The 23,565-nt window shown below is 43.9% G+C and carries 30 protein-coding genes and 1 pseudogene; 27 read left to right on the forward strand and 4 right to left on the reverse strand.

Translation table 11 applies throughout. The features are described 5' to 3' along the window. The first annotated feature begins 167 nt into the window (after positions 1-167). From C4S60_RS06730 to rplT, 8 genes are all read left to right on the forward strand, one after another. A complete protein-coding gene (locus C4S60_RS06730; protein ID WP_103879580.1) occupies positions 168-1,283 on the forward strand; it encodes a phosphoserine transaminase in 1,116 nt (371 codons plus the stop codon). A 120-nt stretch (positions 1,284-1,403) separates the two neighbouring features. Beyond that, complete coding sequence (locus C4S60_RS06735) at positions 1,404-2,576, forward strand: phosphoglycerate dehydrogenase (protein ID WP_244183042.1); 1,173 nt, start codon at positions 1,404-1,406, stop codon at positions 2,574-2,576. 178 nt (positions 2,577-2,754) lie between these two features. Further along, positions 2,755-3,249, forward strand: coding sequence for a hypothetical protein (locus C4S60_RS06740; protein WP_103879581.1), 495 nt, complete (start codon positions 2,755-2,757; stop codon positions 3,247-3,249). Between the two features lie 142 nt (positions 3,250-3,391). After that, on the forward strand, positions 3,392-5,038 hold the full coding sequence (locus C4S60_RS06745; RefSeq protein ID WP_279626940.1) for an ATP-binding SpoIIE family protein phosphatase: 1,647 nt from the start codon (positions 3,392-3,394) through the stop codon (positions 5,036-5,038). Positions 5,039-5,453: 415 nt separating this feature from the next. Further along, positions 5,454-7,379 (forward strand): threonine--tRNA ligase, encoded by a 1,926-nt coding sequence (thrS, locus tag C4S60_RS06750; protein WP_103879583.1) that lies wholly within the window; start codon positions 5,454-5,456, stop codon positions 7,377-7,379. Positions 7,380-7,382: 3 nt separating this feature from the next. Continuing rightward, positions 7,383-7,934, forward strand: a complete 552-nt coding sequence (infC, locus tag C4S60_RS06755) for a translation initiation factor IF-3 (protein WP_103879584.1) — start codon at positions 7,383-7,385, stop codon at positions 7,932-7,934. 106 nt (positions 7,935-8,040) lie between these two features. Next, the gene (gene rpmI, locus C4S60_RS06760; protein WP_004401085.1) at positions 8,041-8,235 is read left to right on the forward strand and encodes a 50S ribosomal protein L35; all 195 of its coding nucleotides are present in this window, start codon (positions 8,041-8,043) and stop codon (positions 8,233-8,235) included. Positions 8,236-8,276: 41 nt separating this feature from the next. Then, positions 8,277-8,630 (forward strand): 50S ribosomal protein L20, encoded by a 354-nt coding sequence (rplT, locus tag C4S60_RS06765; protein ID WP_004401084.1) that lies wholly within the window; start codon positions 8,277-8,279, stop codon positions 8,628-8,630. Positions 8,631-8,682: 52 nt separating this feature from the next. On the opposite strand, the gene C4S60_RS06770 is transcribed toward rplT, so the two are convergent. Beyond that, positions 8,683-9,648: an integron integrase gene (locus C4S60_RS06770; protein WP_103879585.1), complete on the reverse strand. Its 966-nt coding sequence runs from the start codon at positions 9,646-9,648 to the stop codon at positions 8,683-8,685. A gap of 698 nt (positions 9,649-10,346) precedes the next feature. Between C4S60_RS06770 and C4S60_RS06780 the strand changes: the two genes are divergently transcribed. The 11 genes from C4S60_RS06780 to C4S60_RS06830 all read left to right on the forward strand — a co-directional run bounded on the left by C4S60_RS06780 (position 10,347) and on the right by C4S60_RS06830 (position 16,144). Continuing rightward, on the forward strand, positions 10,347-10,685 hold the full coding sequence (locus tag C4S60_RS06780; RefSeq protein ID WP_103879587.1) for a hypothetical protein: 339 nt from the start codon (positions 10,347-10,349) through the stop codon (positions 10,683-10,685). A gap of 109 nt (positions 10,686-10,794) precedes the next feature. After that, entirely contained in the window at positions 10,795-11,229 is a 435-nt protein-coding gene (locus C4S60_RS06785) for a GNAT family N-acetyltransferase (protein ID WP_103879757.1), read from the forward strand. 224 nt (positions 11,230-11,453) lie between these two features. Further along, a complete protein-coding gene (locus C4S60_RS06790) occupies positions 11,454-11,783 on the forward strand; it encodes a hypothetical protein (RefSeq protein ID WP_244183045.1) in 330 nt (109 codons plus the stop codon). A 317-nt stretch (positions 11,784-12,100) separates the two neighbouring features. Next, positions 12,101-12,313, forward strand: a complete 213-nt coding sequence (locus C4S60_RS06795) for a hypothetical protein (RefSeq protein WP_146060852.1) — start codon at positions 12,101-12,103, stop codon at positions 12,311-12,313. Between the two features lie 218 nt (positions 12,314-12,531). Beyond that, positions 12,532-13,005 (forward strand): DUF1203 domain-containing protein, encoded by a 474-nt coding sequence (locus tag C4S60_RS06800; RefSeq protein ID WP_103879590.1) that lies wholly within the window; start codon positions 12,532-12,534, stop codon positions 13,003-13,005. A 118-nt stretch (positions 13,006-13,123) separates the two neighbouring features. After that, positions 13,124-13,483, forward strand: a complete 360-nt coding sequence (locus C4S60_RS06805) for a hypothetical protein (RefSeq protein ID WP_103879591.1) — start codon at positions 13,124-13,126, stop codon at positions 13,481-13,483. 171 nt (positions 13,484-13,654) lie between these two features. Continuing rightward, positions 13,655-13,891: a DUF3303 domain-containing protein gene (locus tag C4S60_RS06810; protein WP_103879592.1), complete on the forward strand. Its 237-nt coding sequence runs from the start codon at positions 13,655-13,657 to the stop codon at positions 13,889-13,891. Positions 13,892-14,057: 166 nt separating this feature from the next. Next, complete coding sequence (locus C4S60_RS06815) at positions 14,058-14,615, forward strand: hypothetical protein (protein WP_103879593.1); 558 nt, start codon at positions 14,058-14,060, stop codon at positions 14,613-14,615. Between the two features lie 110 nt (positions 14,616-14,725). Next, positions 14,726-15,142 (forward strand): hypothetical protein, encoded by a 417-nt coding sequence (locus C4S60_RS06820; RefSeq protein WP_103879594.1) that lies wholly within the window; start codon positions 14,726-14,728, stop codon positions 15,140-15,142. A 187-nt stretch (positions 15,143-15,329) separates the two neighbouring features. Next, positions 15,330-15,725, forward strand: a complete 396-nt coding sequence (locus tag C4S60_RS06825; protein ID WP_103879595.1) for a GFA family protein — start codon at positions 15,330-15,332, stop codon at positions 15,723-15,725. 176 nt (positions 15,726-15,901) lie between these two features. Next, the gene (locus C4S60_RS06830; protein WP_103879596.1) at positions 15,902-16,144 is read left to right on the forward strand and encodes a hypothetical protein; all 243 of its coding nucleotides are present in this window, start codon (positions 15,902-15,904) and stop codon (positions 16,142-16,144) included. 148 nt (positions 16,145-16,292) lie between these two features. Here C4S60_RS06830 and C4S60_RS06840 read toward each other — a convergent pair whose 3' ends face one another. Next, positions 16,293-16,571, reverse strand: a complete 279-nt coding sequence (locus tag C4S60_RS06840; protein ID WP_103879597.1) for a type II toxin-antitoxin system RelE/ParE family toxin — start codon at positions 16,569-16,571, stop codon at positions 16,293-16,295. After that, positions 16,568-16,852, reverse strand: coding sequence for a type II toxin-antitoxin system TacA family antitoxin (locus C4S60_RS06845; RefSeq protein ID WP_005398409.1), 285 nt, complete (start codon positions 16,850-16,852; stop codon positions 16,568-16,570). Before C4S60_RS06845 ends, C4S60_RS06840 begins: the two co-directional genes overlap by 4 nt. 90 nt (positions 16,853-16,942) lie before the next feature. On the opposite strand from C4S60_RS06845, the gene C4S60_RS06850 reads away from it, so the two are divergent. From C4S60_RS06850 to C4S60_RS06865, 4 genes are all read left to right on the forward strand, one after another. Further along, entirely contained in the window at positions 16,943-17,404 is a 462-nt protein-coding gene (locus C4S60_RS06850; protein ID WP_103879598.1) for a hypothetical protein, read from the forward strand. Positions 17,405-17,573: 169 nt separating this feature from the next. Beyond that, the gene (locus C4S60_RS06855) at positions 17,574-17,927 is read left to right on the forward strand and encodes a hypothetical protein (RefSeq protein WP_103879599.1); all 354 of its coding nucleotides are present in this window, start codon (positions 17,574-17,576) and stop codon (positions 17,925-17,927) included. A 147-nt stretch (positions 17,928-18,074) separates the two neighbouring features. Next, positions 18,075-18,770 (forward strand): hypothetical protein, encoded by a 696-nt coding sequence (locus C4S60_RS06860; protein ID WP_103879600.1) that lies wholly within the window; start codon positions 18,075-18,077, stop codon positions 18,768-18,770. 165 nt (positions 18,771-18,935) lie between these two features. Next, the gene (locus C4S60_RS06865; protein ID WP_103879601.1) at positions 18,936-19,688 is read left to right on the forward strand and encodes an SDR family oxidoreductase; all 753 of its coding nucleotides are present in this window, start codon (positions 18,936-18,938) and stop codon (positions 19,686-19,688) included. A gap of 539 nt (positions 19,689-20,227) precedes the next feature. On the opposite strand, the pseudogene C4S60_RS06875 reads toward C4S60_RS06865, so the two are convergent. After that, positions 20,228-20,500: pseudogene (locus C4S60_RS06875) on the reverse strand (redoxin family protein); the annotation flags it as partial. Positions 20,501-20,759: 259 nt separating this feature from the next. On the opposite strand from C4S60_RS06875, the gene C4S60_RS06885 reads away from it, so the two are divergent. The 4 genes from C4S60_RS06885 (at position 20,760) to C4S60_RS06900 (ending at position 23,329) form a co-directional block, all read left to right on the forward strand. Next, on the forward strand, positions 20,760-21,305 hold the full coding sequence (locus C4S60_RS06885; protein WP_103879603.1) for a hypothetical protein: 546 nt from the start codon (positions 20,760-20,762) through the stop codon (positions 21,303-21,305). A 132-nt stretch (positions 21,306-21,437) separates the two neighbouring features. Beyond that, positions 21,438-21,842 (forward strand): GFA family protein, encoded by a 405-nt coding sequence (locus C4S60_RS06890; protein ID WP_103879604.1) that lies wholly within the window; start codon positions 21,438-21,440, stop codon positions 21,840-21,842. Between the two features lie 190 nt (positions 21,843-22,032). Beyond that, positions 22,033-22,518: a lecithin retinol acyltransferase family protein gene (locus C4S60_RS06895; protein ID WP_103879605.1), complete on the forward strand. Its 486-nt coding sequence runs from the start codon at positions 22,033-22,035 to the stop codon at positions 22,516-22,518. 163 nt (positions 22,519-22,681) lie between these two features. Beyond that, positions 22,682-23,329, forward strand: coding sequence for a hypothetical protein (locus tag C4S60_RS06900; protein WP_103879606.1), 648 nt, complete (start codon positions 22,682-22,684; stop codon positions 23,327-23,329). The last annotated feature ends 236 nt before the right edge of the window (positions 23,330-23,565 follow it).

The raw sequence follows: 23,565 nt of genomic DNA on the forward strand, positions 1-23,565 counted from the left end.
GCGATGATGTAACGCTGACAGGGAAAGGGTGACTCCTTTCCCTTTTTTTATGTCTGTGAACATGAACCGCTTGCCAAAGTTAAACGTTTGCGTCAATCTGGTGCATAGTTATTCAAATGCTATTTGTTCAAGTTTACGTTGTAGACATTTTTTAGGCAGGGAGCCGTATGAAACCGCAGATCAAACCCGCTAACCCCAATTTTTCGTCTGGGCCTTGTAGTAAGCGTCCGGGATATGATTTGACCCAACTTGACACCTCAACCCTTGGACGCAGCCATCGCTCGTCATTGGGCAAAGCAGTATTAGCTGAGTCGATCGAGAAGACCAAAGCCATTCTGGGTATTCCCGATGACTACCGAGTCGGTATTGTTCCGGGCTCCGATACCGGAGCGATGGAGATGGTGATGTGGTCGATGCTCGGTGCTCGTCCGGTCGATGTGTTCCACTGGGAGTCCTTTGGTTCAGGGTGGCTGACTGACATTGTGAAGCAACTTAAGCTGACAGAGACCAATAGCTACTTGGCTGAATACGGTGAGTTGCCGGACTTCACACTGGCGAATCCTGAGCACGATACCGTGTTTACCTGGAATGGCACGACATCAGGCGTTAAAGTGCCCAATGGTGATTGGATCAGTGATCAACGAGAAGGGATCACCATTTGTGATGCCACATCGGCGGTGTTTGCGATGCCGATGCCCTGGGAAAAGCTCGATGTCGTGACCTATAGCTGGCAGAAAGTGCTGGGTGGTGAGGGTGCGCACGGGGTCATTGTACTGAGTCCGAAAGCTGTCGAGCGTCTTGAGTCTTACACCCCATCCTGGCCGTTGCCTAAAATCTTCCGCATGACTAAGGGTGGTAAGCTCATTGAAGGTATCTTCAAAGGCGAGACCATTAACACGCCATCTATGTTGTGTGTGGTGGACTATATTGACGCGCTCGACTGGGTTGCCGGGCTGGGTGGCGTCGACGCTGCAATTGAAAAATCTCAGACTAACCTGTCGGTTCTGAGCAATTTTGTGGATGCCAGAGACTGGATTCAATTCTTAGCCAAAGAGCCCGAACAACGCTCGAATACCAGCGTGTGTTTGACGTTGGACGCGACTGCAGAACAAGTCAAAGCGATGATAAAGCTATTGGATGGTGAGGGTGTCGCTTACGATATTGGTGCGTACCGGGATGCACCTGCGGGGCTTAGGATATGGGCTGGTGCCACGGTAGAAGCCAGCGATCTCGAGGCCTTATTGCCCTGGTTAGATTGGGCTTACGCTGAAGTGACACTTTAATTACAAAGCACCTGCTTATCAGGTGCTTTGTTGTCTCTGGCACAACAGAAAAAACGCCAGCATTGGGACGAACAAGTGCGCTGATGAGTGGAAAAGGAATTTCAACTTACGGTGAAACTCATGATGAAAAAAATAAAAACCTACAATGCCATTGCAAACAAGGGACTGGATAAGTTTTCCAGAGAGCGTTACGAGGTCTCCAGTGAATTTAGTTCACCGGATGCGATACTGCTTCGTAGCCACAAACTGCACCAAGAGCCCATTGCTCCCAGTGTTAAAGCGATTGCACGCTGCGGCGCTGGTGTGAATAACATTCCTATCCAGCAGTGTACCGAAAATGGCATCGTGGTCTTTAATACGCCCGGAGCTAACGCGAATGCGGTAAAAGAACTGGTGCTGACCGGGTTGCTTCTTTCTGCCCGAGACGTTCTGGGTGGTGTCGCATACTCTCAAACGCTCTCTGATATCTCTGAAGCAGGGGTAATGGATAAGTTGCTAGAAAAGGAAAAGAAGCGCTTCTCTGGCTCAGAAATCAAGGGCAAAACACTGGGCGTGATCGGACTGGGTGCCATTGGCGCCTCGGTGGCGAATACAGCGATTGATCTCGGCATGGACGTGATTGGTTTTGACTCGGCACTCAGTGTTGAGGCAGCGTGGCGTCTGTCGAGTCGAATTCAGCGTGCCGAGAACCTTCAGTCTTTGATTGCACGCTGTGACTTTGTCACCGTGCATGTGCCCGCGCTGGAATCGACCATTGGTCTGATCAGCAGTGAGTTGTTGGCACTCGCAAAGCCAGGTCAGGTATTGCTGAATTTTGCTCGCAAAGAAATTGTCGACACCGATGCTGTGGTTACTGCCCTTGAGAACGGGCAGCTAAGACAGTATGTCACCGATTTTCCGACGCCTGCACTCATTGGAAGGGAAGGGGTGGTGCTGATGCCTCACATCGGTGCTTCGACTTCTGAAGCGGAAGAAAACTGCGCAGTGATGGGGGCAGAACAACTGATCGATTTTCTTGAAAATGGCAACATCACCAACTCAGTCAACTTTCCGAAGATACGTTTAGAACGGGCAGAAGGCTACCGAATTACTTTTGCCAATGACAATGTCCCTAAGGTCCTCGGGCACGTCCTTTCGTTGCTTGCGGATCTGAACATCAACGTACTGGATATGTTGAACAAGAGTCGTGATGAAGTGGCATACACCATTTTGGATATCGAACAGGAACCGACAGCGGAGCTGCTCTCGGCCATTAGTGGCGTAGAGCATGTGTTTAACGTTCGGGCGCTTTGATAAGAACCCTGTGTTCATGAGGATGAACACAGGGGATTTTCTGACAGCCAGTGTCCTGTTTTTATGACACTGCGGGTGAATTTTAGGCGACTCAGTTATTCAAATTTGATATGATTAGCGCATCAAAGGATTAATTATTTCTACGGATGGCAGACTAAAAGAAACAAAAGGTACTGCTATGCAAACGTATAATGTGGGTTCTCCTCTGGTTGGTCGCTCTGGCGCCCGCTACCACTCCTATTTTCCTCAGTCATCGCCGGCAACTCTGGCCAGCTCAATGTCAGGCATTCAAAGCGGTGATCCGCTAGATGCCCACTGTATTGTGGTGTTTGATTCGATTAGTTCTGCACAGCAACGTCGAAAACTGGCTCAGTCTGTCTTGGTGTTATCCGAAACCTACCCGTTTTTGGATGTGTATTGCAGCGCAGCTATCGCTTCGATGTTTCATAGAAAGCCAGAACAAATTCATGTGCTGCAATCAGAAGGGCATGCTTCACACTGCGAGACAGCAGCACAGGTATTAAATGTGGTCGTCGGTCGCAATGCTATGGTTGTGGGCGATGAAAGTATTATTGATCTCTGTACCCAAGCTTGTGTGCTTGAGGGACTTAATGTGGTGTCTACATTGGCATTAGCGTCTGGTTCTGCTGATCAATTCACATTAAACGGATAAGTCGCCCCTTACTCTGTATCGCTCACAACGAGCGCCATGATTGTATTTTGAAGTAAGCCATCTATTCTTGAAGTAAGTAAAGACTTGTTTTTAATTAGGTGGTTATATCTCTAATTATGATACTCGCGCCTATCGGATCCTGCTGGTAGAGGATGATCGGGCCGTTCAGACCAAAATGCGCCTCGTGCTTGAAAAACGAGGCTACGATGTACTGGTCGCTTCTGATGGCTCCGAAGCACTCGACCTTCTCCAATCCCATATCGATATACAGTTTGTGCTCAGTGACTGGGTGATGCCAAAGCTTGATGGTGTCGGCCTGTGTGGGGCAGTTAAATCCCGCGATTTTGGACGCTACCTGTTTTTTGTGTTGCTTTCCTCTCAGGATGATCATGACTCGATAACACAAGGTATCAACGCTGGAGCTGACGATTTCATTGCCAAAAACACCCCCGTCGATGAACTGGAGGCACGCATTCGGGCCGGGTTCAGGACACTGTCACTTCACAATGAGCTGGTAGAGAAAAATACCGCGCTCAATCAGGCGTACACACAGCTACAACAAGACCTACTTAGTGCCAGAGAGCTGATGTGCCAATTGCTTCCTGTCAGAACCCAATATACCAATGCCGAGCTCACCTATGCTTACCAGCCTACGACAGAAATTGGCGGGGACATGTTAGGGTGCATTGAACTGGATCGCGATCATATTGCTTTCTATATACTGGATGTTTCGGGGCATGGAGTCCCTTCGGCACTGTTGTCTTTCTCGGTACACCAGACATTGAACAGTATCGACAGTGACAATGCGGTGGTTTACCAGCGTCAGGATAACGAGCGTCGACGCATTCGACCTTCACACGAGGTGCTGGCGTCGTTGAATGACATTTACTGCCAGAATGATGCCAGTGCGATGTATTTTTCCATGGTTTATGCGGTGCTCAATACGCGTAGTGGCTTACTGGACATTGCTTTTGCCGGTCATCCACCCATGGTTTGGTGTCAGTCGGGTCAGCAGCAGCTCGAATTGTTCGGCGACAGTGGTTATGTGGTAGGCATGTTTGATTTCGCGACGTACGAGTCAAAACAGATCCAACTGGAACCGGGTGACGAGTGTTGGCTTTATACCGATGGTGTTACCGAGGCCAGGGTAGAATCAGAGTTGTTTGGTGAGCTGAAGCTATGTGAAACGCTAAGTGCGCTGAAGCGAGAGCCTTTTTCTCAGCGCGCTGACAAAGTGATCGAGCAGGTTAAGCAATGGCAGCAAGGAGCGCATCTGGAGGACGATGTCAGTCTGTTGGGCGTTCGGTGGGGTAGCCACTTTCAAACGCAGGAGACAGGTACCATGACGCTATTAAGCGGCGAGAAGTATCAAAAGCAATTCGTCACTTCCCTGAATATGGCTCGGGCAATTTCCGAGGAGCTCAAGGCATTTTGGGAGGCGCAGTCAATCGAAGACTCTGTGGTAAGCGATCTGGAGTTGTGTGTGGTTGAGTTGGCGAACAACGTTTACGAACATGCCTACAGCGAAAAAGAGGGCCAGCCTGTGACGGTCTCCTGCTGGATTGACCATCGTAGTGTCATAATCAAAGTAGCCAATAAGGGCGAGGCGCTGGAAGCTGCTGAACTGGAGGCGTTATTAAAGCAGGATCTACCCGCGTTGGATTTGGACAACCCCATTGCCTGGGCGACGTCGGGTCGAGGCTTTTATATCCTCAATGCCTTGTTAGACAGTGTATCGGTTGAGCAGATTGATGACATGAACGTATTCACACTCATCAAACAACTCTGACACTAAGCGGCTTTGACACCAAACAGCTCTGAGTCCTGCATCTTGAGGTCACTTGAGTATAGTCATGTTTGGTCATCAACGGTTCCTTTCGCACGGCTGGCTCTATTTCTAAACTAGTGTACCAGGTAAGGAAAGCAAACGATTTGTAGCAATTGTGCGAACAAGCTCCCTGTTATCAAAATGATGGCTCTGAATACCTCAATCATGACGTCACTGCAAAACGCCAGTGCATATTTCGATTGTTATTTTGCAGTGTTTAGTTAAAATGCTACTTCGCTTTGGCTGGTGCATCCGTATTTGCATCAAAATAAGCAGATAACATAATGAAATCGTGGCAATTTTTTTCTAATGGAAATTGCTAACCAATAAAACATGTCTTGCTTGGTGTGCAAGACCACTGTAAATAGGATACTACATGCCTGTAATTACTCTTCCTGACGGTAGCCAACGTCAATTTGATAACCCTGTTTCTACAATGGATGTCGCTCTTTCAATCGGTCCTGGTCTTGCGAAAGCAACCATCGCTGGTCGTGTAGATGGCGAACGTGTAGATGCGTGTGATTTAATTGAAAATGATGCGAGCCTGGAAATCATCACGGCGAAAGACGAAGACGGTCTTGAAATTGTTCGCCACTCTTGTGCTCACTTACTTGGTCACGCAATTAAACAACTTTACCCAGACGTGAAAATGGCCATCGGTCCTACGATCGATAACGGCTTCTACTATGACGTTGATTTAGACCAGTCTCTTACTATGGAAGACGTGGAAAAAATCGAAAAACGCATGAAAGAGCTGGCAAAAACCAAGTATCAGGTTATCAAGAAAAAGGTTAGCTGGCAGGAAGCTCGCGACGCATTTGAAAGTCGCGGCGAAACTTACAAGATGGAAATCCTTGACGAGAACGTTTCTAAAGACGACCGTCCAGGCCTATACCATCATGAAGAATACATCGATATGTGTCGTGGCCCTCACGTGCCAAACATGAGCTTCTGTCAGCACTTCAAACTGCTGAACGTAGCGGGCGCATATTGGCGTGGTAACAGTGACAACAAGATGCTGCAACGTATCTACGGCACTGCTTTCCACGATAAAAAAGCATTAAAAGCACACCTGACTCGTTTAGAAGAAGCGGCGAAGCGTGACCACCGTAAGATCGGTAAGCAGCTGGATCTGTTCCACATGCAGCAAGAAGCACCGGGTATGGTGTTCTGGCACCACAATGGCTGGTCTGTATTCCGTGATCTTGAAGTGTTTGTGCGTGAAAAACTGACTGAGTACGATTACCAGGAAGTAAAAGGCCCTCTAATGATGGACCGTGTACTTTGGGAACGCTCTGGTCACTGGGACAAATACGCAGACGCGATGTTCACCACCTCTTCTGAGAACCGTGAATACGCTATCAAGCCAATGAACTGTCCTGGTCACGTTCAGATCTTTAACCAAGGTCTAAAGTCGTACCGCGACCTGCCTCTACGTATGGCCGAGTTTGGTTCATGTCACCGTAACGAGCCATCAGGTGCTCTGCACGGTATTATGCGTGTTCGTGGCTTTACTCAGGATGATGCTCACATCTTCTGTACTGAAAGCCAGATTCAAGACGAAGTGACTTCTTGTATCAAGATGGTATACGATACATACAACACGTTTGGTTTCACCAACATCGTTGTTAAGCTGTCGACTCGTCCTGAGAAGCGCGTAGGTAGTGATGAAATCTGGGACCGCTCTGAAGAAGCGCTGAAGCAATCTCTGGAAGCGATGGAAATTCCATACGAAATCCAAGAAGGTGAGGGTGCGTTCTACGGTCCTAAGATCGAATTTACTCTGTACGATTGTTTAGATCGTGCATGGCAATGTGGCACAGTTCAGCTAGACTTCAACCTACCGGGTCGTCTGGGTGCAACTTATGTGGATGAAAACAACGAACGTCAAGTTCCTGTTATGATTCACCGTGCTATCCTGGGTTCACTTGAACGTTTCATCGGTATTCTTATCGAAGAATATGCTGGTTTCTTCCCAACGTGGTTGTCACCAGAACAGGCTGTGATTATGAATATCACTGATAAACAGTCTGATTATGTTCAAGAAGTAACACAAAAACTGCAAAAAAGTGGAATTAGAGCCAAAGCGGACTTGAGAAATGAGAAGATTGGCTTTAAAATCCGCGAACATACTTTGAAGCGTATCCCGTACATGCTTGTTTGTGGCGACCAAGAAATGGAAGCTGGCGAAATCGCAGTACGTACACGCAAAGGTAAAGACCTCGGTAAATTTAAAGTGGATGACCTCATTGCATACATCCAAGCCGAGGTTTCTAGCCGTAAGCTCAATCTGGAGGAATAAGCTATTAAAGGCGGAAGACGTGGCCAACAACCGGCCAAACAAAACCAGCACCGTTTGAACGGTGAAATTCGTGGCGTTCGTGAAGTTCGTTTAACTGGCGCAGATGGTGAACCTGTTGGTATCGTATCGATTCAAGAAGCACTAGATGCCGCTGTAGAAGCTGGTATGGATCTCGTAGAGATCAGCCCTAACGCCGAGCCACCAGTTTGTCGTGTGATGGACTATGGTAAGTTCCTCTTCGAGAAGAGCAAAGCTGCGAAAGAGCAGAAGAAGAAGCAAAAGCAGATCCAGATTAAGGAAGTAAAATTCCGTCCTGGAACTGATATTGGAGACTATCAGGTAAAACTACGCAACCTGACGCGTTTCCTAGAAGACGGCAACAAAGTGAAGGTAACAATTCGCTTCCGTGGCCGTGAAATGGCTCACCAAGACATTGGTGTCGACGTTCTTAACCGTCTGAAAGAAGATACTGTAGATTTAGCTGTAGTAGAGTCTTTCCCGACTAAGATCGAAGGCCGTCAAATGATCATGGTATTGGCCCCTAAGAAGAAGTAATTAGCGGCTTTACAAGTAAGAAAACCTGGCCGTTCTCGGACTGGCCGGGTTTTGTTCGCCCTAATTACTATTGTTTAAACAACTCAACAATGCGGAGTTATTCATCATGCCTAAGATGAAAACCAACAAAGGTGCTGCTAAGCGTTTTAAGAAAACTGCTGGTGGTATTAAGTACAAGCACGCTACAAAACGTCACATTCTGACTAAGCGTACTACTAAGAACAAGCGTCAGCTTCGTCCAAATGCAATCCTTCCTAAGTGTGAAGTGGCTGCAGTTGTTCGTATGATGCCATACGCTTAATTCTTTTTAGTTTATCAATCGTTTAGTTTAGGAGAGACATAATGCCTCGCGTAAAACGTGGTGTACAAGCTCGTGCACGTCATAAGAAAGTTCTAAAACAAGCTAAAGGTTACTACGGTGCACGTTCACGTGTTTACCGCGTAGCTTTCCAAGCAGTTACTAAAGCTGGTCAATACGCTTACCGTGACCGTCGCAACAAGAAACGTCAATTCCGTCAACTGTGGATTGCACGTATCAACGCTGCATCTCGTCAAAATGGTCTATCTTACAGCCGTTTCATCAACGGTCTTAAGAAAGCATCTATCGAGATCGACCGTAAGATCCTTGCTGACATCGCGGTATTCGACAAAGCTGCATTCGCAGTTCTAGTTGAAAAAGCGAAAGCTGCTCTTTAATTAGCAGTTTAGGTCTATGCAAAAGGGGAGCGTAAGCTCTCCTTTTTTGTATCTAAAGAATATTGGAAAGTGGGCTTTTCACACCGTTTGCCCCCCGGTTAACCACATGCGTATAGATCTGAGTGGTCTTGAGATCGCAATGCCCCAGTTGCTCCTGTACTGTTCTTATGTCCGCGCCGCTTTCGAGCAGGTGGGTGGCGAACGAATGTCTGAGAGTATGACAACTTACGTTCTTATCTATCCCTGCCTTTAACACCGCTCGCTTCAGCGCTTTCTGCACACTCGACTCATGTATATGATGACGCCTGACAAGATTTGACACAGGATCGATCGCTAGTCGAATGGATGGAAACAAAAACTGCCAGTTGAGTTCTTTATTGGAGTTTGGATACTTCTTTTCAAGCGCGTTTGGCAACCAGACTCCCGAATAATCCGACTGCTTGATATCCTGTTGCCACACACGCATCACCACTGCTTGCTGAAGTTCTAAGGCCGGAAGTACCTCTCTAGCCAACGTGACGATGCGATTTTTGTTCCCCTTCGCCTGCCAAATTCGGAGTGCGCCATACTCAAAGTCAATGTCCTGATAGCGCAGCCTTAAACATTCCAGCAGACGCAGACCTGACCCATACATTATTTGAATCGGCAGTAGATAATCGGGCGGCATATGTTTGAACAAACGTGATACCTCCTTTGTCGTTAATACAACAGGCAACTTCTTACCTTTATGGGCTTTTTTAAACCGCATGTTGACCTCGATGGGAGCATTGAGAATGTGCTGGTATAAAAACGCCAGGGCACAAAGCGCCTGATTTTGAGAGCGCATCGCCAGATTTCGGGCAGTAACCAAATGAGAAAGGAACGCTTTGACCTCTTTAGTGCCCATCTCTCTGGGATGCTTCTTATCATGAAAAAGAATGTACTGAAGAACCCACGATAGATAGGCATCGATGGTGCGCTCTGAATAGTGCCTGGCACGCATAAAGTCACGAATGTAATTTAGAAAAGGAGATTTCATAAATCCCTCAAGAATACTGGTTGTTCATACAGTTATTTGAGTTTAGAGCGACTCGTCGGTTTTAGACGGAAAAATTCCGTTTTTTGTGATAAGCAACAAATTTAATACAACTTAATCGACTGATTTTCATAGAGTAATACTCTATGATGATCAGATTCTATAAAAATTAGAAGGCGGTAGCGTGGGTGGAAGTCGGGAAAGATTCCGTCTATAAAGCGTTAGAAAGGTTGCTGGAACATAAGGGAAATTGTGGTTGTTAGTTCGGGGTTCGCTGAAGAGATTGGGAATTCACCTACCATCAAGCCCATTTTAGCCACTGTTTCTTCTTTGGTGTTTTCGCCATTCAGTTTGAACGCAAGGGTAATATGCCAATGTCCCAGGTGCGTCCAACTGTTTCTTTGGGTGGCAATTACCTTCACCGAGTGTTAGATGGGTGGCTTGTTCTCGCAAACCTCAAGTACAACTCATGCTGAAGCCGCACTCTTTTTGAATGGATCGCGCAGCAACCCGAACGTTTTGGTTTTATCTGTGGTATCGGTTTGTCGGTGCGGTGAGTGGGCCGTTCACGGTAAGTGAGTTTCTAACAAGTTACTCAAACGGACGCCATACGTCCGGCACTTTTGGTTTGAAGTTATGTGCGCTTGGCTGGTTAGTCGTAAGCGCCGCTTAGTAAAGCGTTATGTGTGCAGGGATATCGCATGAAAGTTAACGGGTTACAATACTATTGGCTAGTCGCTAGCGGTTTAATACTTTATATTGCTCTTGTAGTAATTGGCATCGTATGTGGTGAACACGAAGTATCGACTAGCAATTTAATGCTGTCCATTTATTTAGTCGCTTGGCTTCCAGCTGCAATTTGCTATTACACTGTTATTTTAGAAATGTGGTCAGTTTTTCGTTTTAAGTTAATTTTGGTGGCTATCACTCTACTGACAATAGCATTTAGTATCAGTAATACTTTCTTGCTACTAATTGCTTTAGCACCCCATATTTATTGGCTGTGGCGCATCAATGGCATAAACGAAGAGCACACATAACAAGGCGCTCAAGACGGATTCGTGAACGTTGGCTGAACTCGCTTCGCTCAAACATAGCCAACATTCACTGACCGCTTAGCTTAGCGTTATGCCTCAAGGAGGAAAAATGGTGCAAGGATACAGAATCAGCACAGATAAAAAATACCTCGATTTTGAGGTGATTTATGATTTTATTTCAGGAAGTTATTGGGCGTCTGGAATACCAAAGCACACCTTAGAAAAAGCCATTTCAAATTCCTTTTGCTTTGGTGTCTATGACAGTCATGATTCTCAAGTAGGCTTTGCTCGCCTGATAACAGATAAAGCGACGTTTGCTTACCTTGCTGATGTCTTCATATTAGAAAATCACCGAGGCAAGGGGCTGAGTAAGTGGCTCGTTGAAAGCATAGTGTCTCATCCGGATCTTCAAGGTTTAAGGCGTGTAGTATTAGCAACAAGAGATGCGCATGATTTGTACGCGCAATACGGTTTCCAACCTATTGAAAATCCAGAGATGCTAATGCAAATTTGGCATCCAGATGTTTACTGTAAGTCAGAGGCATAACAAACAATTTAAGAGGGATTCCCAACGCTTGGCATTTTTGTTTCTACTTCAATTTTAGTGGTTACGGTGCAGTGCTTTAGGTTGGGTGGTAGCGTTGCTCACCCCTTAATTGGGCGTTATGCGTCAGTACGGAATTAGCGTACAAACGTTTCTCTACTTCATGATATTCTAACGCGAGATCACCCACATATAGGAGCCGAGTCATGGTAAATCGTGGTGCGTTAATGTTGAGATATTCGCAGGTAGCCGTTGATTGGTTAAACAAAGTTGATCCTGTACCAACTTCTGAGCTGACGGTTGAATCTGTAAATGAAGAGCGTACAGTTTACTTAGTAAGCAATGAAGTAGCGGACTCACCAGATAGCGTCATGGCTTGGGTTAAGCTTAACCATCTGGTGCTATTTGAGGGTGAATTATTTCAATGGTATGTGGATGAGTCGTTATGGCCAAAAAAGCGAAATTGGGCTTTGTTCCAAGAGTGGTTCACTATTGAATGTCATTCAGTTGTTGAAGATACAATGATAGGGCACCCAATCATCGATGATGACGCATAACAAATTGTTCAAGCAGACAGCTAACCGTCGGCGATTTTGGTTTGAATTGAGTTTAGTGATTACGGTGGCTTTGTTTGGGTGCAGTGGTAGTTAGCTGCTGCTTAACAAGGCGTTATGTGCACTAGTGCTTAAGTAAACCTGATTTATATCAACGGGTATATCTATAAGTCAGATATTCTAAGTTTTTTGGTTATTAGGATCGAATGCTTATGAGACAGGTTGGGTATGTTGTTTTACTGTTAGCTAGCTTATTTACGACAGTCGTATATGCCGAGAAAAATATGTCATGCACAGATGTAGGGATAACAGCTAGTAATATGTATCTAGCCTATTGGAAAGGGGAGCAGATACACCATATCGTTGAAGATAACCTTTCGGGTAAGTCGTTTCGAGACAAAGAAATAGTGCACCTTATTGGTGGTGTATTAGAGAGGTTAGACCCTGATATTCCAAAATCCGAGTTGAGAGCCCAGCGTAACTCACTTAAAAACACACTGAAAAGATATTGTTTAAATGGGGAGTTTGACTAGATACACATAACAAACAATTCAAGCTGATTCGCAACGCTCGGCACTTTCAGTTTCAATTAGTTTGGTGATTACGGTGAAGTGTTTCAGTGCGGTGGAAGCGTTGCTCACAACTTAATTGGGCGTTAGGCTCTACCGTTTTGATGTTACAGTTCCGGATGTGGCTAACATTTAGTAGCAGAGCATTTATCCTAGTATTTTTAGATAACTAGGGTGTAGTAATGAATACGGATTTTATAATAAAAGCAATTGAGAAAAATTTTTTCGCTGGTCATATGGAATTGAGCGAGGAAAAGCTTAAAGAGCTAAATGCTAAGTGGGTGATCGCAGATACAAAGCCAGGTTATCCTTGTCGGGTATCTTTAAAGGAAGCAGAGGTTGGCGAACGAGTATTATTAGTTCCTTTCAAGTATCATGATGTACTCTCACCTTATCAAGCATTGGGTCCAATCTTCGTTCGAGAAAAAGCGGCAATGGCTGAGTTGGAAGTAAATGAAATTCCGGAAATACTGACAGAGAGGTTGTTGTCCGTAAGGGCTTATAATAAAGATAATTGTATGATCCATGGAGAAACAATAAAGGGAGCAGAACTGGAGCGTTGCGTACGTCAACAGTTTTTAAATGGTGAGGTTATATACTTGCAAGTTCATAATGCAAATCCCGGTTGTTTCAATTGTAGTGTATACCGAGCCTAACAAGGCACTCAAACTGACCTCCAACATGTGGCATTTTTGCTTCGCAAAAGTATAGCCACATGTTTCCGGCAGCTTAGTGCAGCGTTAGCTGCAATGAACAAATAATGGAGAACAATATATGAATTTAGAAGTACTAGGTTTCTTGCTTGATAACGAAAGCTACATTGAAGACATGGCAAACAAAGCTGGTGTTGATTCTAATGCAAGCATTGGCATAGCTAAATTGCTGCAAGGAAATGCTGGCGATCTCGCTATTCTAAAAGGGAAACAACTTTATCATTACGAAAATGTTATTAAACCGCTTTTGGAAGACGTCCAGTGTGAAGGACCCATTGGCATGATCGAAGATGAAGAAGGTAACTGGGATACTAGTTGTGTGAACGGGGGCGTTGTTGACGATGAGTCACTTTATCAAAGTTATTTAGAAGAGGATTTTAAGTGTCAAATCTGTCGTCATGATGTGGAGAACATGCGATAGCAGCTAACAAATTGCTCAAGCAGACAGCTAACAGTTGGCGATTTTTGTTTGGTTGGGGTCAGTGATTACGTGGCTTGGATTAGGTGTTGTGGTCGTTAGCTGCAACTTAGCAAGGCGTTATGTGTAAAGCAGGTTGTATCTGCTATTTTATCCCCTAAAGGAAGTATTGATTTGAAAAAGTATATGGTTGTTGAGAAATTCAAACCTGGTTGTATCGAAGCTAATTATGAAAGATATAATACCCAAGGTCGTATGTTTCCAGATGGGTTGCATTATCTGAATTCTTGGGTAAACAAAGAACTTAATGTGTGTTATCAGCTAATGGAATCAAACAATATTGAGTTATTTTATGAATGGTTCAAAAAATGGGATGACTTCGTTGATTTTGAATTAGTGCCGCTCGATTAATTTACACATAACAAGGCAATAAAGCGGGAAAATTTACAGTTGGCTTTTTCTCACTTCGTTCGTTATTTTAGCCAACTACAAATTTCCCCTTATTGGGGCGTTATATTCACAGGAGATTTCATTGAATAAAAGTAAAGCAATGCATCACTGGTGATTTTTCCTATCCTTGGAGAAAGACTTTATCAATCTTCAGAATTACATTGAAATTGATGAGAAAAACTTCAACACGTTTTCACTTGAGTTAGCCAAGCTTTTGCAAACTGCATGTGCGGAGATAGAATCTGTGTTGAGGTTGCTGTGTAGGCAATTGGATAGTGAAAGCCCATTTGCAGACAGCGGGGATAAAAATGGTGAAATGAGAAAGTATAAGAAACTGATTAATCGTCACCTAAGTGATTTCTTTCAAGCTGAAGTTTCTTTGCCTCATTTAGAACAATCTATTAAACCATGGGAAAATTGGTCTAATACTACTCCTCCCGAATGGTGGAGTAGTTATAACTCAGTAAAGCACCATCGTCATTCAGAGTTTCATCAAGCTAACCTAGAGAATGTAATTTATGCGTTATCTGGCTTGATGCTGTGCAACTTGTACTTATATCGCAGGGTTGTAGATGAACCTTATACTACTCCTAATAAAATCCCAGAGTATTTTGATTGTGAGTACACAGCTCGACGAATGGCTTGTAGAGCTGACTTTGAATTACCAGGGTTCGAGGTAAAGTGAATATAACAAATTGTTCAACAGCGACTCAAAACGCGTGCCATTTTTGCTTCGCAAAGTATATGCCACGGTTTCGTGCAACTTAGCTTGGCGTTAGGCAAGTGGAGTTCATAATGAGAATTTCGATCTCAAAAAATCGTTCTAGCCTTGAAAGTGGCGATGGATATTTTGTCTTGAGTCGAGATGTGTTCTTTGACCACGTAGATATTGAAGATTTTGAGTGTAGAAAATCAAGCATGATTGAGCCTGCATATCACCAGAATTGGTTTGAGGCCGAGACTATGTTTCTGCCACCCATTATGTACTTCAAAGATGGAAAAATTAGGTTTATTAATGGGCGTCACCGGACAGCGTTGTTGTTTGACTACTTGACAGAAATTCCGGTTGTTTTCTTGTCTGCGGACGCAAGCCGTTTCGCTTCAACAATGGAAATTGAACGTACGCAAATGTTATTGGATAGACTACTCACCCCTCTAGACGTGCATAAATACTTTGATTTTCCAACTTTGCCAATCGTAGATTTTAGTTAACTGGGTGCCACGAAAACTCGCCTAACAAATAGTTCAAGCAGACTGCTAACGTTTGGCGATTTTGGTTTGGTTAAGTTTAGTGATTGGCAGCAAGTTAAGCGGGCGTTATGCAAAATTGATGCTGTACATGCATACAGTGCGTGCTATTATCTTGTTAAGCAAACTGTGTTTATAAAAAGGGACCAAGATGATTGAAGGAAGCTGTTGTTGTAATTCGGTTCAATTCGAATTAACCGAAAAGCCAAGTATGATGGGAATGTGTCATTGTAGTCGTTGTCGTAAAGTTGGTGCGAGTTCATTAGTTTTTGTTGAGTCTGATAAGTTTAAGATAACTGCAGGTCGAGATAAAATAGCTACGTTTAAAGCTCAACCGCCATATGAATACGACAGATGTTTTTGTTCAGTTTGTGGGACTTCTCTTGGCGAAGTTTTATCTGAAATGGATTCGTTTCCAATCAATGCCAATTGTTTAGATACTGATTTTGAAATAGAAAATCAATTTCATGAGTTTGTTTCTGAAAAGCCACATTGGCTCAAAATTGGAGACCGTGCAAAACAATTTCCTAAACATCCACACGAATAGCAGAAAATATGCATAACAAAGCGTTTAAGAGTGATTCCAAACGCTTGCTGGTTTCGCTTCGCTCAAGTATGGCAAGCGCTTGTCACCACTTAACGCGGCGTTATGCGCCAGAGGAGAAAAAATGAGTTACTACTCTCAAGACATCTTCTAGGTATTAACAAACCTAGGAGACAGAAATGTCCGATAAAAACAAAATTCGCGACCGAGATGAAAATGGTCGTATTAATAGAAAATATACGTGCAATCACAAAAGATTAAAGCTCGATTCAGCCCCTAAAGCGTGGGTCAATGTGTTTATGACACGCCCTAAGAGACGTATGGAACGAGAGTTATGCCGTCGTGTTGTGCATTCGCAAGGTATTGATGGTGAGCACGTGTTTCCTTTAGGTAATCATAAACCTCACTTTTATTATCTGTAAGGTAAGCGCATAACAAACTGTTCAAGAGTGATTCTGCACGCGTGCCATTTTTTACTATGCGTTGAATTTGGTGATGAAGGTGGTGTGCGGCAACATGGGTATTGTCTTGCTCACCCCTTAGCAGGGCGTTAGTTCCCAGAGGAATCGATCAATCCATAGGAAATTTTTGTTTCTGGTGGAGCACGCGCAAGATTCGGATAATGTCGCCTTCGATCCAATAGGAGACGATCATCGAAATCTCAGGAACTATAAGTAATCGCTCACGAATACCGTCTCGCTGCACACCCAAAAGTGGCTGCTCTAGCAAATTTTCTACTTTTGCTTCAATGAGGTTGTCAGTTTTCTCTGCCGCATCAGGGTTAAAGTCATAGAGAAACTCAAAGATCTTTTCTCGATCATTAAGTGACTCTTCCTCCCATAAAATCATTGCTTACCTCGATTACGGATTCTGGCTTTGCGCTCTTCCATTCGAGATTTAGCAGTTTGGTGCTCAACGAAAACGGATTTTCCTGAGTCAAACTTTTCAAATGCTAGGTTTACTTGTTCAGTTAGCCATGCATCGTGAGACAATGTTTTTCTTTGTTGTTCAGCGAGTTGCTCAGTCAGTTCACGGCAAGCGTCACTCAGAGTGCGACCTTGGCTCTCAGCCATTTGTTGAGCTAGACGTTTTGTTTCTTCATCAACACGAAATTGAATTCTAGTGTCCATGATGTATTCCTTTGTTGGTGTGTGTACAAATGTTAGCACTAGTCTTTGAGGTGGGCAACTAACAAGGCGTTAGCATTCTAAGAGGTCACTATGAAGTTAAGAGTATTTTGGGAGTGGCTTGTTGTTCTGGGAATGATGGCAACATTTGCTTCGCCATTGTTTGCATTTTTTGGTTGGGTAGCTTATGTCGACTATAGCAAGCAACAGTCTGGTGCAGAAAAGGAAGCAATCGTTCTTAAGGAAACTTACTCACACTGTATGGCAAGAACTGGTTGCCGTTATCGCTTTCTAGTTGAAATAGACGGTGCACAAACAGAATATGACTCAGTGAACCCATTGCCGCTGAATAAGCCGATACGGGTAATTATTCAGACCGATGGAAGCAGTAGCTATATTGCAGTAGGTACGAAAGACGATGCTTTTCTTAAGTACCACTGGGAGAATACTTGGAAAAAACATGTGTTCGTCAGTGCTCTTATTTTATTAATTTATTGGCCAATAAGAAGGTTTTTGGCCCGTAAGAAGAAAAAGAGTTTTAGGCTCTTTAAGTGAAACTTCAATACACTTAGCCAGAATGCTAACAAACGGTTCAAGTGGATTTATAACGCTCGGCGGTTTTGGCGTTAGTTTTGGCTTATATGATTACGGTGTTCAAATTAGGTTCGGTGGTGCGTCACTTACTACTTAACCGGGCGTTAGCTAGGTAAGAAATGGAGTATAAATGCTTGGTTTAGTTCGATTTGTATTGGTTGCGAACGTAATAGCAGCCGTAATAGTTGTTGGTCTTGAGATGTCTACAGGCTTCTTTGGACTTAAGTTCGTATCGGACTATGCATTTTTCATCGTAATGCTTTTATGGGGGACGACGGCCTTATTTTTCATGTACCCGCCTCTAGGTGGTATAGGGCAGTCTGACGACAAAGTTGATACGGTTACAGACTCAATGGTTGACCGTACCGTAGCGGACGAAATCGATGATGAGCGGTTCTCAGAAAACACCTCCTTTTGCATCAAACTACTCATCGCTGGCGTGCCTGCATTCTTGGTTTGTGTCCTAGCGAGCATCGCTACATAACATTAAATTTAAGTAGATTCGTAACGCGTGGCATTTTCGGTTTGAATCATCTTTATTGATTACGGCACAATGGTTCAGGTAGGTGGCAGCGTTGCTCACCACTTAATGCGGCGTTATGCCACAGGGCTTCGAAGGAGTATTTTAGTAATGAAATTAGTGACTAAGGATTTAACTCAAACGAAGCAGTGGCTATCTGAGCCTGAGCGAAAAGCAATCGTAGGGATCATAGAATCTAGTTTTTCGAACATCACACCTGATGCATATCTAGCAAAGTATTTCGATAGTTCGGATGCTTTTGAACGCAGGCTTAGGCTCTATTTCGACGAAGGCAAAGTAGTCGGTTACTGTTTACTTACGTTTAGTGATGAATCAACCATGACAGTAATTCGAGCCTCGGCGGGATTTATTCCCAAATATCGAAAGGGTGGCAATACTTTTCAATTTTCGCTATCTGAAAGCTTTAAATGTTGGCTGCGTAGGCCTTGGAAGAAAATCTATTATGCGGACACAATGCTCAGCCCAGCTATGTATCGTGCAATAGCAAAGAATACGGGCATTATTTGGCCTCACCCTCAACATCCTACGTCAGGAGAAATCTTTGACGTTTTCAACCCTAATGGTGAGTTGGGCTCAGGTGAGGCTGTACGTTGTTTGGTGCCAGTAAATCGAGTAAGTAATTACTCGGAAAGTGAGTTAAAGTCTTTTGAAACCAGTGATAAGTTAGAGATTCAGTATTACTGCAAGTTGAACCCAGATTTCAATAATGGAGTAGCTTTGTTTGTGATAATCCCTATAAGTTTTAGGCAGTTTGTAAAGACAGCGCTAAAGAAATTACGAGCTTAAAAAGTGGCGTAACAAAGCGTTTAAGATGCATTCCCAACGTTCGGCTTTTTCAGTTTGCTTTAGCTTAACTGTCTGCTGCACAATACTTTAAGTGCAGTGGCCTGCGTTGATCACCACTCAACGCGGCGTTATGCATTACTCTAGTTTCAAGCACAAGGAATAATGATGAGTGAATCAAAAGTAGTATTGGTCACTGGCGGTGGTCGAGGCATTGGCGCTGCGACGTCCAAGCTATTTGCGTCTAAAGGCTATTCGGTTTGTATCAATTACAAGTCCAACTCAGTAGCAGCGGTAACTTTAGCTCATGATATTACGTTAGCTGGTGGTAAATGTATTACTGTGCAAGCTGATGTCTCTGTTGAAACCGATGTATTAAGACTGTTTGAACGAATTGACGAAGAATTAGGTCCATTGTCGGTGCTCATCAATAATGCAGGTATTTTACGTCAACAGTCACGTCTAGAAGACATGACGGCAGAGAGAATCAATGCCATTTTATCTAACAACGTGACTAGCTATTTCCTTTGCTGTCGAGAGGCAGTTAAACGTATGTCTACCCGCAATGGCGGGAATGGAGGCGTTATCGTAAATGTGTCATCGGGTGCTTCTCGTTCGGGTTCGCCAAATGAGTATATCGATTATGCAGCGTCAAAAGGGGCGATTGATACTCTGACAAAAGGTTTATCTCTAGAAGTGGCTTCAGAAGGAATTAGGGTTAATTGTGTTCGCCCAGGGCTTATTCATACAGAAATGCATGCCGATGGGGGTGAGCCAGAAAGAGTGGAACGATTAAAAAGTATCATCCCTCTCCAGAGAGGTGGAGAACCGGAAGAGGTAGCAGAGGCTATCTATTGGCTTTCATCAGAAAAATCATCATTTTCGACAGGGAATTACTTAGATTTGTGCGGTGGCTTGTAATGCATAACAATTGCTTCAAGTGGATTCGTAATGCTCGGCGTTTTTGGCATCAACTCGGGCTTGTGCGTTTACGGTGGCCGGGTTTGAGTTTCGTGGCGTTAGCTGGCGCTTAATTCGGCGTTATGAAATACGAGGTCCATATGGCTACTTGTAGACGATATAGATGTATTGAGTGTGGGGTTGAGGGTGTAGTCGCTGGAGGGCAGAGTGCTTTGTTTGCTGGGCCAACTATGACTTATTGCTGCTTGCGTACGAATGAACTGGTCGATGTGCTAACTCCATACCTTACTCTCCCCGGTGATGCAGAAAAGTTTGAACTTTCATTAAAAAGAAGGAAGCTTAAGCCTTGGTCAGTTGGTGAGCCTTGCCCCAAATGTGGTGGAGAGATTGTAAATGCTCCTGAAGACGATGGGTCTTTTATGGAAGAATGTGCAGATTAGCGTCGGGCTATTGTCAGCAACTTAGGCAGGTGTTATGTGTATTCAATAGTAAAGGGTTCAGTATAGGTTATTCTGAACCCTTGTGGTTGAGAAAGGTGACTATAGAACAGCTAGAATCGTCTCGGCTTTACTGGCTTCAAATTGCTTAGGCTCCTCGACATTTAACTGTGTCACCACACCATTTTCGATAACCATTGCATATCGCTGTGAGCGAACTCCCCCGAATGTCGCCGTATCCATTTCTAGCCCTAAAGCTTTGGTAAAGCTCGCATCACCATCGGCCAACATCATAATTTCAGAGGCATTTTGTGCTTCTCCCCAAGCTTGCATTACAAAAGCATCGTTAACTGAAACGCACGCAATGATGTCGATACAAGTACATGACGACTTCTTCACCAAAGACTGTAAATTAGCTTATGGAATTGAATTCAATGACTCGACAGAGTTGGTTCTTGTAACGTTTGAGTTGGTGCACAAGTAATTTCTAACAAAAGCTTAAAGCGGACTCGTAACGCGTAGCATTTTCGGTTTGCGTTGAATTTAGTGTCTACGGCACAATGGTTTAGATTCGAGGTGGCGTTGCTCACTACTTATTTGGACGTTGGCTTTCTAGATGGAATAACTACAAACGATGAAAAAAATATATTTATTGATTCTTTGCCTAACCTTAACTGCCTGTGTATCAGTACCAATTTCGACAATTGCTAAAATGAGTACATTTGGCTGGGAAGACTTTCAATCTATTAACCCTGAAGAAGTACGAGTAAAAATTACAATTCCAGACGGTTTTGTACTTGATTCAGAAAAAAGCTGGTTTGGCGTCGATATCAACTCATCAGCTGGTGCTCACTACGGAGAGTTCAATTTGTCAGAGTTTGAGTTACCTTATTCAGAGGTAAAAAGTAGGTTCTTAACCAAAGAAAAAGTGACAATTTATAGTCTTAGGTTCGATAAAACTTCGCAAGCTGAGTTTAATGACCTGAAAGCTTTTTTGTCTAATCATCGAGCTGACGATATAGCAATTAGAGTTGTGCCAAAGCTTCAAAGCTACCCTGTAACAGCAGAAGATGTAGAAGTCTCGATTGATATACAGCTTTCGGCTACAGACGGATACTTTACACTTATTGATGAAGCTGAATTATCGTTAGATAAATTACTTCAGCAAAAAGAAAGCTAACAAGCGTTTAGGACACATTCGCAACGCTCGACATTCTTGGTTTGAATCAACTTTAGTGTCTACGGCACAATGGTTTAGGTCAGGTGGCGCGCTGTTCGCTACTTACAGCGGCGTTATGCACAGGGAGAGATTATGACAATTACGGGTGAATGTTTTTGTAGTGAAATCAAGTACAAAGTGGAAGGTGATCTCCATGATGCACGTTCTTGTCATTGTTCTAGATGCCGTAAAGCATTTAGTTCACAAGCTTCTGCCTACGCACTCGTTAAAGAGGGTGAGTTCGAGTGGGTTAGTGGCGAGGAGCTATTAACCTCTTATGTCGGTGAGCATGGTTTTGGGCTTCAGTTCTGCTCGAAATGTGGCTCGACGTTGGTTGGTGTATACAAAGGTGTGGTTCATGGTGTCACTTTAGGCTGCTTAAATGGCGATCCCGACATTCAGTTAAGTCGCCATGTTTATGTTGACTCTAAAGCGTCATGGGAGCTAATCGCTGATGGTGTACCTCAGTTCAAGGGTGCGCCTCCAGAAAATGCATAACAAGCAGATTTGTAACGCTCGGCATTTATGCTTCGATTGAGCTCAGAGTTTACGGTGGCTTTGCCAGGGTGTAGTGGCTGTTAGCTGCAACTTAGCGAGGTGTCAGCCCTTCGGTCGTACATTTGTGCTTAAATTGTAGGTGGAGTTTTCTCATGTTCATATTGAACATGATCAATGAAGGAAACAAAAAATGTATGAGCTAGGACAAGTATTGAAAATTCAATATAGAGGCTTTAAACACTACGGCATCTACGTTGGCAATAACACGGTCATTCATAACTCTAAAAAGTATCAGCGTGTTGAAGAAATAGATCTGACCTCTTTCGCAGACAACAAGAACATAGAAGTGAGTTCAATTAAAGCTGAAAATCCAACTTTAGCGGTTCAAACTGCGAGAAAGTACCTGGGTGTTCCGTATAGTTTATTTTCTGAAAACTGTGAGCACTTTGTGCGAGCAGCATGTGGCTTAGTCAAAGAGAGTACGCAGGTTCAGAAATACTTAATATCTGCTATTGGTATCGGAGTGTTATTAAAGTCGGACAATACTGTCGTAAAAGCTGCTGGAGGAGTTGCTGCACTGGCTTCGATGCTTACACCTACTGAGAAAAGTCCTGTCAAAAATGTAGCTGTTGCTGCATGCCTAGCTGCTGGTATTGCATTCTTGGCAGCAAAGTAGGGATAACAAATTGTTCAAGCAGACAGCTAACGTTTGGCAGTTTGGTTTGGTTGAGTTCTGTGATTATGGTGGCTTTGCTTAAGTGTTGTGTTCGTTAGCTGCAACTTAGAAAAGTGTTATGTGTTTTACATTACTAAGCTGAACTTATTAATGGGTTGATATTATGAATGCTTACTCAGAAAAAACACGCGAAAATAAAAAGGGCTCGCGTGCAAAAATGAAATCCCAAAGACAAGGCGGAGTAGATTCTTTTCAGTTTGTAGATAACCGCCCTGGCACTATTGCCCAGAGAAGGCTGAGTGAAGTGGCTAATAGCTTTCAGAGGGCAAAGCAGTTGGAACCTATCCAAAGAAACGACTTTGATAGAGGTCGAAAAACAACTGACATTGTCCAATGCGCTTTAGTTACTCAGCTAGCTACGCGCCAATCTTCTCCAGTGCAATTCCAAGGAAGTGTAGAGGATTTAAGAACTCTGATTTATCAGTGGAACCATCTTCCGGGAATTCAGGTTCTAGTGCAACCAACCGATTTTGTAGGTGGTACTTATAGAGTTCGATTCACTAGAAATAATGGTGCAATCAGCCTGGAACAAGCTGATACTTGGGTGCAGGCGGCTCTGGCTCATGCTCCTCACAATGAGCCTAGTTCGGATGAGTCTGAAGAAGATCAGGTTATAGTTGTCCAGGATATCAACGGGTTAATGACAGGTGGAGATTCAGTAGAACACCTAGGAAATGGCGTATATGATGTAGTTGTTAACGGGGTTCATCATAGAGCAACATTCCGAGATGGAATTTACCATTTAGGTTAACAGTGACGTATAAATTTCTTTTGGGTCGAAGTTTATACAACATCATAAGTGCGTCAATTAGGATGCTCGCAAGCTCGCACCTATTGCGTGAGCGTTATGGGGCAGAGGAATAAAATGAATTACTACTCACAAGACATCTTCTAGGTATCAACAAGCCTAGGAGACAGAGATGTCCGAAAAAAACAAGATTCGCGACCGAGATGTAAATGGTCGCATTAATAGAAAATATACGTGCA

Origin of the sequence: Vibrio hangzhouensis (assembly GCF_900107935.1) — a bacterium.
GTDB classification, from domain to species: domain Bacteria; phylum Pseudomonadota; class Gammaproteobacteria; order Enterobacterales; family Vibrionaceae; genus Vibrio; species Vibrio hangzhouensis.

What these genes read in the sequence shown, in the direction of transcription:
- C4S60_RS06790 (WP_244183045.1), top strand. Translation starts at nt 11,454, where the DNA reads ATGTTGAGATATTCGCAGGTAGCCGTTGATTGGTTAAACAAAGTTGAT.
- C4S60_RS06800 (WP_103879590.1), top strand. Translation starts at nt 12,532, where the DNA reads ATGAATACGGATTTTATAATAAAAGCAATTGAGAAAAATTTTTTCGCT.
- C4S60_RS06850 (WP_103879598.1), top strand. Translation starts at nt 16,943, where the DNA reads ATGAAGTTAAGAGTATTTTGGGAGTGGCTTGTTGTTCTGGGAATGATG.
- C4S60_RS06730 (WP_103879580.1), top strand. Translation starts at nt 168, where the DNA reads ATGAAACCGCAGATCAAACCCGCTAACCCCAATTTTTCGTCTGGGCCT.
- C4S60_RS06885 (WP_103879603.1), top strand. Translation starts at nt 20,760, where the DNA reads ATGAAAAAAATATATTTATTGATTCTTTGCCTAACCTTAACTGCCTGT.
- C4S60_RS06855 (WP_103879599.1), top strand. Translation starts at nt 17,574, where the DNA reads ATGCTTGGTTTAGTTCGATTTGTATTGGTTGCGAACGTAATAGCAGCC.
- C4S60_RS06735 (WP_244183042.1), top strand. Translation starts at nt 1,404, where the DNA reads ATGATGAAAAAAATAAAAACCTACAATGCCATTGCAAACAAGGGACTG.
- C4S60_RS06860 (WP_103879600.1), top strand. Translation starts at nt 18,075, where the DNA reads ATGAAATTAGTGACTAAGGATTTAACTCAAACGAAGCAGTGGCTATCT.
- C4S60_RS06825 (WP_103879595.1), top strand. Translation starts at nt 15,330, where the DNA reads ATGATTGAAGGAAGCTGTTGTTGTAATTCGGTTCAATTCGAATTAACC.
- C4S60_RS06830 (WP_103879596.1), top strand. Translation starts at nt 15,902, where the DNA reads ATGTCCGATAAAAACAAAATTCGCGACCGAGATGAAAATGGTCGTATT.
- C4S60_RS06895 (WP_103879605.1), top strand. Translation starts at nt 22,033, where the DNA reads ATGTATGAGCTAGGACAAGTATTGAAAATTCAATATAGAGGCTTTAAA.
- C4S60_RS06840 (WP_103879597.1), bottom strand. Translation starts at nt 16,571, where the DNA reads ATGATTTTATGGGAGGAAGAGTCACTTAATGATCGAGAAAAGATCTTT.
- C4S60_RS06890 (WP_103879604.1), top strand. Translation starts at nt 21,438, where the DNA reads ATGACAATTACGGGTGAATGTTTTTGTAGTGAAATCAAGTACAAAGTG.
- C4S60_RS06780 (WP_103879587.1), top strand. Translation starts at nt 10,347, where the DNA reads ATGAAAGTTAACGGGTTACAATACTATTGGCTAGTCGCTAGCGGTTTA.
- C4S60_RS06845 (WP_005398409.1), bottom strand. Translation starts at nt 16,852, where the DNA reads ATGGACACTAGAATTCAATTTCGTGTTGATGAAGAAACAAAACGTCTA.
- rpmI (WP_004401085.1), top strand. Translation starts at nt 8,041, where the DNA reads ATGCCTAAGATGAAAACCAACAAAGGTGCTGCTAAGCGTTTTAAGAAA.
- C4S60_RS06770 (WP_103879585.1), bottom strand. Translation starts at nt 9,648, where the DNA reads ATGAAATCTCCTTTTCTAAATTACATTCGTGACTTTATGCGTGCCAGG.
- C4S60_RS06740 (WP_103879581.1), top strand. Translation starts at nt 2,755, where the DNA reads ATGCAAACGTATAATGTGGGTTCTCCTCTGGTTGGTCGCTCTGGCGCC.
- rplT (WP_004401084.1), top strand. Translation starts at nt 8,277, where the DNA reads ATGCCTCGCGTAAAACGTGGTGTACAAGCTCGTGCACGTCATAAGAAA.
- thrS (WP_103879583.1), top strand. Translation starts at nt 5,454, where the DNA reads ATGCCTGTAATTACTCTTCCTGACGGTAGCCAACGTCAATTTGATAAC.
- C4S60_RS06900 (WP_103879606.1), top strand. Translation starts at nt 22,682, where the DNA reads ATGAATGCTTACTCAGAAAAAACACGCGAAAATAAAAAGGGCTCGCGT.
- C4S60_RS06805 (WP_103879591.1), top strand. Translation starts at nt 13,124, where the DNA reads ATGAATTTAGAAGTACTAGGTTTCTTGCTTGATAACGAAAGCTACATT.
- C4S60_RS06865 (WP_103879601.1), top strand. Translation starts at nt 18,936, where the DNA reads ATGAGTGAATCAAAAGTAGTATTGGTCACTGGCGGTGGTCGAGGCATT.
- C4S60_RS06795 (WP_146060852.1), top strand. Translation starts at nt 12,101, where the DNA reads ATGTATCTAGCCTATTGGAAAGGGGAGCAGATACACCATATCGTTGAA.
- C4S60_RS06820 (WP_103879594.1), top strand. Translation starts at nt 14,726, where the DNA reads ATGAGAATTTCGATCTCAAAAAATCGTTCTAGCCTTGAAAGTGGCGAT.